Origin of the sequence: Neisseria sp. HMSC065C04 (assembly GCF_001815375.1) — a bacterium.
Taxonomy (GTDB): domain Bacteria; phylum Pseudomonadota; class Gammaproteobacteria; order Burkholderiales; family Neisseriaceae; genus Neisseria; species Neisseria flavescens_D.
Map to the genome: position 1 here is coordinate 51,712 of NZ_KV820419.1, position 7,618 is coordinate 59,329.

Annotated in this window: 10 protein-coding genes; all 10 read left to right on the forward strand. The window is 49.7% G+C overall.

Annotated elements, in window-relative coordinates; all coding sequences use genetic code 11:
* Positions 1-194: EamA family transporter (locus tag HMPREF3022_RS07010; protein WP_168166418.1), on the forward strand; the 194-nt coding region annotated here is incomplete at its 5' end.
* Positions 195-246: 52 nt separating this feature from the next.
* On the forward strand, positions 247-1,536 hold the full coding sequence (gene bioA, locus HMPREF3022_RS07015) for an adenosylmethionine--8-amino-7-oxononanoate transaminase (RefSeq protein WP_049332126.1): 1,290 nt from the start codon (positions 247-249) through the stop codon (positions 1,534-1,536).
* On the forward strand, positions 1,533-2,189 hold the full coding sequence (gene bioD, locus HMPREF3022_RS07020; protein ID WP_049332128.1) for a dethiobiotin synthase: 657 nt from the start codon (positions 1,533-1,535) through the stop codon (positions 2,187-2,189). Before bioA ends, bioD begins: the two co-directional genes overlap by 4 nt.
* The gene (locus tag HMPREF3022_RS07025) at positions 2,179-2,673 is read left to right on the forward strand and encodes a chorismate--pyruvate lyase family protein (RefSeq protein ID WP_049332130.1); all 495 of its coding nucleotides are present in this window, start codon (positions 2,179-2,181) and stop codon (positions 2,671-2,673) included. Before bioD ends, HMPREF3022_RS07025 begins: the two co-directional genes overlap by 11 nt.
* 173 nt (positions 2,674-2,846) lie before the next feature.
* The gene (gene ubiA, locus HMPREF3022_RS07030; RefSeq protein ID WP_049332132.1) at positions 2,847-3,767 is read left to right on the forward strand and encodes a 4-hydroxybenzoate octaprenyltransferase; all 921 of its coding nucleotides are present in this window, start codon (positions 2,847-2,849) and stop codon (positions 3,765-3,767) included.
* 269 nt (positions 3,768-4,036) lie between these two features.
* Positions 4,037-4,486, forward strand: coding sequence for a PTS IIA-like nitrogen regulatory protein PtsN (gene ptsN, locus HMPREF3022_RS07035; RefSeq protein WP_049332134.1), 450 nt, complete (start codon positions 4,037-4,039; stop codon positions 4,484-4,486).
* 3 nt (positions 4,487-4,489) lie between these two features.
* Positions 4,490-5,452: an HPr(Ser) kinase/phosphatase gene (gene hprK, locus HMPREF3022_RS07040; protein WP_004520066.1), complete on the forward strand. Its 963-nt coding sequence runs from the start codon at positions 4,490-4,492 to the stop codon at positions 5,450-5,452.
* Complete coding sequence (gene rapZ / locus HMPREF3022_RS07045) at positions 5,433-6,287, forward strand: RNase adapter RapZ (protein WP_070765367.1); 855 nt, start codon at positions 5,433-5,435, stop codon at positions 6,285-6,287. Before hprK ends, rapZ begins: the two co-directional genes overlap by 20 nt.
* Before the next feature lie 34 nt (positions 6,288-6,321).
* A complete protein-coding gene (locus tag HMPREF3022_RS07050; RefSeq protein WP_070765368.1) occupies positions 6,322-6,546 on the forward strand; it encodes a protocatechuate 3,4-dioxygenase in 225 nt (74 codons plus the stop codon).
* A gap of 92 nt (positions 6,547-6,638) precedes the next feature.
* Complete coding sequence (ylqF, locus tag HMPREF3022_RS07055) at positions 6,639-7,580, forward strand: ribosome biogenesis GTPase YlqF (protein WP_049322861.1); 942 nt, start codon at positions 6,639-6,641, stop codon at positions 7,578-7,580.
* Positions 7,581-7,618: the final 38 nt, after the last annotated feature.

The window sequence follows — 7,618 nt, forward strand, 5'->3', positions numbered from 1 at the left end:
ATGCGTGGTATTTTGAAGGCGTGAAGACTTTGGGCGCCGGCAGCGCGGCGGCGTACATTACTTTGGTGCCGGTATTCGGTATTCTGTGTTCCGCTTGGTTTTTGGGCGAGGCATTGCATGTTTCCTTAGTTGCCGGCTGTTTAGCGGCGGTGGGCGGATTGGCGTTGATGCAGTACGGAAGACGTGCCGTCTGAAATAGGAAATATGTTATATAATAATGAAACTAATTAAACCATTGTTTTAAACATGTCTGAACATTCCTCCCTGCTCGATTTCGACCGCGCCCACCTGCTCCATCCTTATACATCCATGACAGACCCGTTGCCTGTTTATCCGGTGAGCCGAGCGGAGGGCGTGCACATCGAATTGGCGGACGGCACGCGGCTGATTGACGGGATGTCGTCTTGGTGGTGTGCGATACACGGCTACAATCATCCCGTTTTGAATCAGGCGGTTGAAGCGCAGATTAAACAGATGTCGCATGTGATGTTCGGAGGTTTGACGCACGAGCCGGCGGTGGAGCTGGGCAAATTGTTGGTCGGGATTTTGCCGCAGGGGCTGGACCGTATTTTTTATGCGGACTCGGGTTCGGTTTCGGTGGAAGTCGCGTTGAAGATGGCGGTGCAATACCAGCAGGCGCGGGGGCTGACGGCGAAACAGAATATTGCGACGGTGCGGCGCGGTTATCACGGCGATACTTGGAACGCGATGTCCGTCTGCGATCCGGAAACGGGGATGCACCATATTTTCGGCAGCGCGTTGCCGCAGCGTTATTTTGTCGATAATCCGAAAAGCCGTTTTGATGATGAATGGGACGGGGCGGATTTGCAGCCTGTCCGCGTCTTGTTTGAAGCGCATCATGCGGATATTGCCGCCTTTATTTCGGAACCGGTCGTGCAGGGCGCGGGCGGCATGTATTTTTATCATCCGCAGTATCTTCGCGGATTGCGCGATTTGTGCGACGAATTTGATATCGTGTTGATTTTTGACGAAATTGCCACCGGATTCGGGCGCACGGGTAAGATGTTTGCCTGCGAACACGCGGAGGTCGTGCCGGATATTATGTGTATCGGCAAAGGTTTGAGCGGCGGCTATATGACGTTGGCGGCGGCAATCACTTCGCAAAAAGTCACCGAAACGATTTCGCGCGGCGAAGCGGGCGTGTTCATGCACGGGCCGACGTTTATGGCAAACCCGCTGGCGTGTGCCGTTGCCTGCGCTTCGGTCAAGCTGCTTTTGTCCCAAGATTGGCAGGCAAATATCCGCCGCATCGAAAGCATCCTGAAAGGTCGTCTGAAAACCGCATGGGACATTCGTGGCGTGAAAGACGTGCGCGTTTTGGGTGCCATCGGCGTGATCGAACTGGAAAAAGGCGTGGATATGGCGCGTTTTCAAGCGGACTGCGTGGCGCAAGGGATTTGGGTGCGCCCATTCGGCAGGCTGGTGTACCTCATGCCGCCTTACATTATTTCAGACGGCCTCTTAACCGAACTTGCCGATAAAACCGTGCACATTTTGAAGGAACACAGCAAATGAAAGGCGTTTACTTCGTCAGCGGCATTGATACGGACATCGGCAAAACCGTCGCCACCAGCGTATTGGCAAAACAATTGTTGCAGCAGGGCAAAAGCGTGATTACGCAAAAGCCTGTGCAAACTGGCTGCCGCGACATCGCCGACGACATCGCCGTCCACCGCAAAATCATGGGCATACCCATGCAAGAAGTCGACAAACAAGGGCTGACCATGCCCGAAATCTTCAGCTATCCGGCCTCGCCCCATCTCGCCGCCCGACTGGACGGTAGGGCTTTGGACTTGGACAAAATCCGTACCGCTACGCAAGAATTGGCGGCACAATACGAAATAGTCTTGGTCGAAGGCGCGGGCGGTTTGATGGTTCCGCTGACGGAAGATTTGTTGACTATTGATTATATTCAGCAACAGGCTTATCCCGTCATCCTCGTTACCAGCGGACGGCTCGGCAGCATCAACCACACTTTACTCAGTTTCGCCGCGCTCAAACAATACGGCATCAGCCTGTACAGCCTGATTTTCAACCATATTCATGACAGCAAAGATGAAACCGTTGCCGGCGATACTTTGGAATATCTTAAAGGCCGTCTGAAAGATGAATTTCCTGAAGCCAAATGGCAGGAATTGGCCAAAACAGAGGTGTCAGATGGAGCTTGATATCCCGCGTGGCACGCTTTGTTCACATGCCGAAGCTTCAAGTCTTTTGCCGTCTAAGGCCAGACATCTGCTGACCGTTTCTTCGCTAACCGTCGCTTTACGCGCTTCCGGTAAGGATTTTTCAGTTGAGCCTGTGTATTTGGGTTTGACGAAGGGTACGGAAAACGGAGACGAAATCTTTGTGCGCGATGTTTTGCTCAAACTGGACGGCGAAACAGTGATACAAGCCAGAAGCGCATGCCGGCCGGATAGCCGTCTATGGACAGAATTATTAGATTGTGGAACGCAGCCTTTGGGCGAGCGCCTGTTTGACGGTACATTGCCGTTGAAACGTTCGGATTTTGAGTTTCTTCGTTTTAAAAATTTAGACCATCCATCTTTCAGACGGCCTGTTACCGCGCGCCGTTCGTATTTCGATTGGAACGGCGAAACATTGGAATTAACAGAATATTTCTTATTAAAATTAATGGATTTATACCGATAAGGCCGCCTGAAAAGAAAACCGATTGCTGATATTTGTCATAATTCTGTTATAATACAACAAATTAAATCGTTAAGATTCGTTTGATTTCAGACGGCAATAAATTATAATAAGAGCTAAGGCTCTAAAATGCCTTTCATTCAGCATCAATACATATACAACGACACATTACACCAATGAACATACGGCGCTTTTTCCTACAATTTTTACCGCGTTACGCTGTCGGACGGATGGTGATATACGCCAAACTGATGCGCATCGACAAACCCATCGGCACCCTGCTTTTGCTGTGGCCGACTTATTGGGCATTGTGGATTGCGTCTAAAGGTGTTCCCGACGCGGATATTTTTATTGCCTTTAGCGCAGGCACATTTTTGATGCGCAGCGCAGGTTGCGTCGTGAATGACTTTGCCGACCGCAATTTTGACGGCGCAGTAGAGCGCACCAAAAACCGCCCGTTTGCCAAAGGTTTGGTTTCCAAAACCGAAGCGCTGCTTTTGACCGTCATGCTGTGCCTGATGGCGGCCTTGTGTCTGGTGCCGCTCAACCGCTTTACTTGGCTGATGAGCCTTCCGGCCTTGTTTCTGGCCGTCACATATCCCTTTACCAAACGCTTTTTCCCGTTGCCGCAGTTTTATTTAGGACTGGCATTTTCGTTCGGCATTCCCATGGCCTTTGCCGCCGTGCAAGGTCGAGTGCCTCCCGAAGCATGGCTGATGTTTACCGCCAATGCCTTATGGACGCTGGCTTACGACACGATTTATGCCATGGCGGACAAAGAAGACGATTTGAAAATCGGCATTAAAACTTCGGCAATCACATTTGGCCATCACGACATTACTGCCTCTATGCTTTGCCATTTTTGGTTTACCGTATTGATGGTAGTGCTGGGTATTAAAATCGGCGCAACTTGGCCTTATTGGCTGGTATTGCCGATAACCGCGTATTGGCAGTATCAGCAGTATGCCGCCATCCGTACGCGCGACCGCCAGTTGTGTTTTCAAACGTTTTTGGCCAACAACCGCATCGGCTTGGCGTGGTTTTGCGGATTGGTCTGCCATTATTTTTGGTTGTTTTTGGTTTCCAAACTGTTTTAAAAAACTAGATTGAGGCCGTCTGAAAAGAAAAGGAAAAGGGGTATGCCGGACATACCCCTTTTTATTTGAATTATGGTTTTACCAGTGATAGCATTTTTACTTTAAATTCAATATAAGCAAACAGTTGGCTTATTTTTAACTCGTTAAAAAATATCAAAAACAACATGGAAAATGTTAGCAGGGAGAGTGTAAATTACGCCTTCAGGATTGAGATTTGCACCGACAATCGGTACAATCCCATTGTTTTGCGACATTTAAAAGAGATACACATGAGCCTGATCGGCGAAATTTTACCTTTGTCCCATATCGTTTTGGATTTGGAAGTCAGCAGCAAAAAGCGTCTGTTTGAAGAGGCTGCACAGCTGCTGGAGAATGAAGCAGAATTACCGAATACCAACGTGTTCGACTGCCTGTTTGCCCGTGAAAAACTTGGTTCGACCGGTTTGGGGCAGGGGGTGGCGATTCCTCACGGTCGTCACGCATGCGTGAAAAAAGCCACCGGTGCGTTTATCCGCACCAAAGAGCCGGTTGCCTTTGATGCGCCTGACGGTAAACCCGTTTCCCTGATTTTCATCCTGCTTGTGCCTGAAAACGCTACCGGCGAACATTTGGAAGTCTTGTCCAAACTGGCCGGCAGATTCTCTCAAAAAGCCGTCCGTGAAGCATTGATGGTCGCGACTTCTGCCGAAGAAGTACGCACACTCCTGACCGAAGAGTAATTCATGCCCAGCATATCCGTCCGCCGCCTATTTTCCGACAATCAGCACAAACTCGAACTTGCTTGGGCTGCCGGCAATTCCGGCGCGGACAACCGTATCGGTGTCGAAGCCGATAAACCCGTCTTGGCCTTGGTCGGCCACTTAAACTTTATCCATCCCAACCAAATTCAAGTTGTCGGCGTAGCCGAAGCAGAATATTTACGCCGTCTGGAATCGGGCGAACTCAACTATGATTTCGGCGAGCTTTTCGACATTCCCATGTCTTTGGTCATCGTCGCCAACGGTTTGCCGGTTTCGCCCAAATTACGCGATTATTGCCATACCAACAGTATCCCTCTGCTGACATCCAAACAGGAAAGCCCGCACTTGATGGACGTTTTGCGGATTTATCTGCAACGTACATTGGCGACTTCTACCATCAAGCACGGCGTATTTTTGGATGTATTTGAAGTGGGCGTACTCATTACCGGGCAATCCGGCTTGGGTAAGAGTGAATTGGCATTGGAGCTGATTTCGCGCGGCCACAGCCTGATTGCCGATGATGCAGTCGAACTTTTCCGTACCGGTCCAGAAATGCTGGAAGGTCGTTGCCCGCCGATGCTGCGTGATTTCCTCGAAGTACGCGGCTTGGGCATACTCAATATCCGCCATATTTTTGGCGAAACCTCCATCCGTCCGAAAAAAATCCTCCAGCTGATTATCAATTTGGTTCCGGCCGACGACGGATACATGAAACAACTCGATCGATTGAGCATCCGTACCGAAACTGAATCTATCCTCAACGTCAGCATCCGTTCCGTTACCCTGCCTGTTGCAATCGGTCGAAACTTAGCAGTATTGGTTGAAGCTGCAGTGCGCAATTACATCCTTCAATTGCGCGGTAAGGACAGCACCAAAGAATTCCTCGAACGCCATCAAACACAACTCAAAGAAAACGAACAAAACCATGAAAATCGTCCTGATTAGCGGCTTATCCGGCTCGGGAAAGTCCGTAGCTCTTAAGCAGCTCGAAGATTTGGGCTATTACTGTGTCGATAATCTTCCTTTGGAAATGCTCCCATCATTGGTTTCACTCCACATCGAACGGGCCGATGAAACCAAACTCGGTGTCAGCGTTGATATCCGTTCTGGTATCAATATCCAAGAAGCACAAGAGCAAATCCAATATTTGCGTAATGAAGGGCATCAAGTCGAAGTCTTGTTTGTTGAGGCAGAAGAGGGCGTTTTGGTTCGTCGCTTCTCAGAAACCCGACGCGGACACCCTTTGTCTGGTCAAAACCTGACTTTGTTGGAAAGCCTGCAAAAAGAACGAGAGTGGCTCTTTCCGCTTAGAGACATCGCATATTGCATCGATACGTCCAAAATGAACGCGCAGCAGCTGCGTTATGCCGTTCAACAATGGCTCAATATTGAACGTGTCGGCTTGCTGGTCATTCTTGAATCCTTTGGTTTCAAATATGGCGCTCCCAATAATGCCGACTTTATGTTTGATATGCGCAGCCTGCCCAATCCGTATTACGATCCGGAATTACGCCCCTTTACTGGCATGGACAAACCTATTCAAGATTATTTGGGCCAGCAGCCGTTGGTTCAAGAAATGGTTGATGACATCGACCATTTTATTAGCCGCTGGCTGCCGCGCCTGCAACAAGAGAGCCGAAGTTATGTAACGATTGCCATCGGTTGTACCGGCGGGCAACACCGCTCCGTTTATGTTGTGGAAAAACTGGCCGAGCGCCTCAAAGGCCGTTACGAACTCCTTGTCCGCCACCGTCAGGCACAAAGCTTGGCAGGACGTTAACTTGCCGTTTCAGACGGCCTCAAAGGAAGAAACTATGAAAAAAATCAGTCTGACCGCATTATCCCTGCTTATCTTGACCGCCTGCGCGACAGAGCCTGTCACTGCTTACCGTTGGCACCGTACCGGCGCGAGTGAAGCTGAAGTTTCCCGCCAAATCAATACCTGCAAATCACAAGGCAAACGTGGCAATACATCCAAAACGTTTGAGCAATGTATGGATGAAGCAGGTTACTACAGCTACGAACATGGCAACCTCTAAATCCTGATTGACCGATTATCCAAATACCGAGGCCGTCTGAAAAACAACGATTTTCAGACGGCCTCAGATACGAATAGAAAGAATAAAAAGACATGGCTATCCAATGGTTTCCCGGCCACATGAACAAGGCAAAAAAAGCCATTGCCGAACGCATTAAAAGCGTTGATATGGTGATTGAGATGTTGGACGCGCGTATGCCTGCCTCCAGCGAAAACCCTTTGCTTGCCCAGTTGTCCAAAGGCAAGCCCAAACTCAAAATCTTAAACAAGCAAGACCTTGCCGATCCCGAGCGTACCAAAGTTTGGCTCGAACACTACAACAGCCGCCAAGATACCCGCGCCATTGCGCTTGATTCTTCCGAAACCGGCGCGCATGGCAAAATTACCCAAGCCTGCCGTGCCATGATTCCGCATCGCCAAGGTATCGAGAAGCCGCTGCGTGTCCTGATTTGCGGTATTCCCAACGTCGGCAAATCCACCTTGATTAACGGCATGATCGGCAAAAAATCTGCCAAAACCGGTAATGAACCCGGTATTACCAAAGCCGAACAGCGCCTTTTCCTTGCCGACGATTTCTGGCTTTACGATACCCCGGGTATGTTGTGGCCAAAAATTATCGTTGAAGAAGGCGGCTACAATCTTGCAGCCGGCGGTGCAGTCGGACGTAACGCGTTGGATGAAGAAGAAGTGGCGCTTGAGCTTTTGGATTACCTCCGCCGCCATTATCTAGCCTTGTTGCAAGAGCGCTATCAAGCAGACAAAGATCCAAGCAGCCATTGGGACGATACTTCTTGGTTGGAGTGGATTGCCAAGAAACGCGGTGCGGTTTTGAGCGGCGGACGGGTCAACTACCAAAAAGCCGCTGAAAATATCCTGACTGATTTCCGCGAAGGCAAAATCGGCAGAATCACGTTGGAAACGCCAAACCAATGGGAAACTTGGCTGAAAAAAGCCAGACAGAAAGAGGCCGAACTTAAAGCCATTCGCGAAGCCAGAAAGGCGGAAAGAAAAGGGCAACAGCCTTCTGCCGATTAATATGAAAGGCCGTCTGAAATCTATTTTCAGACGGCCTT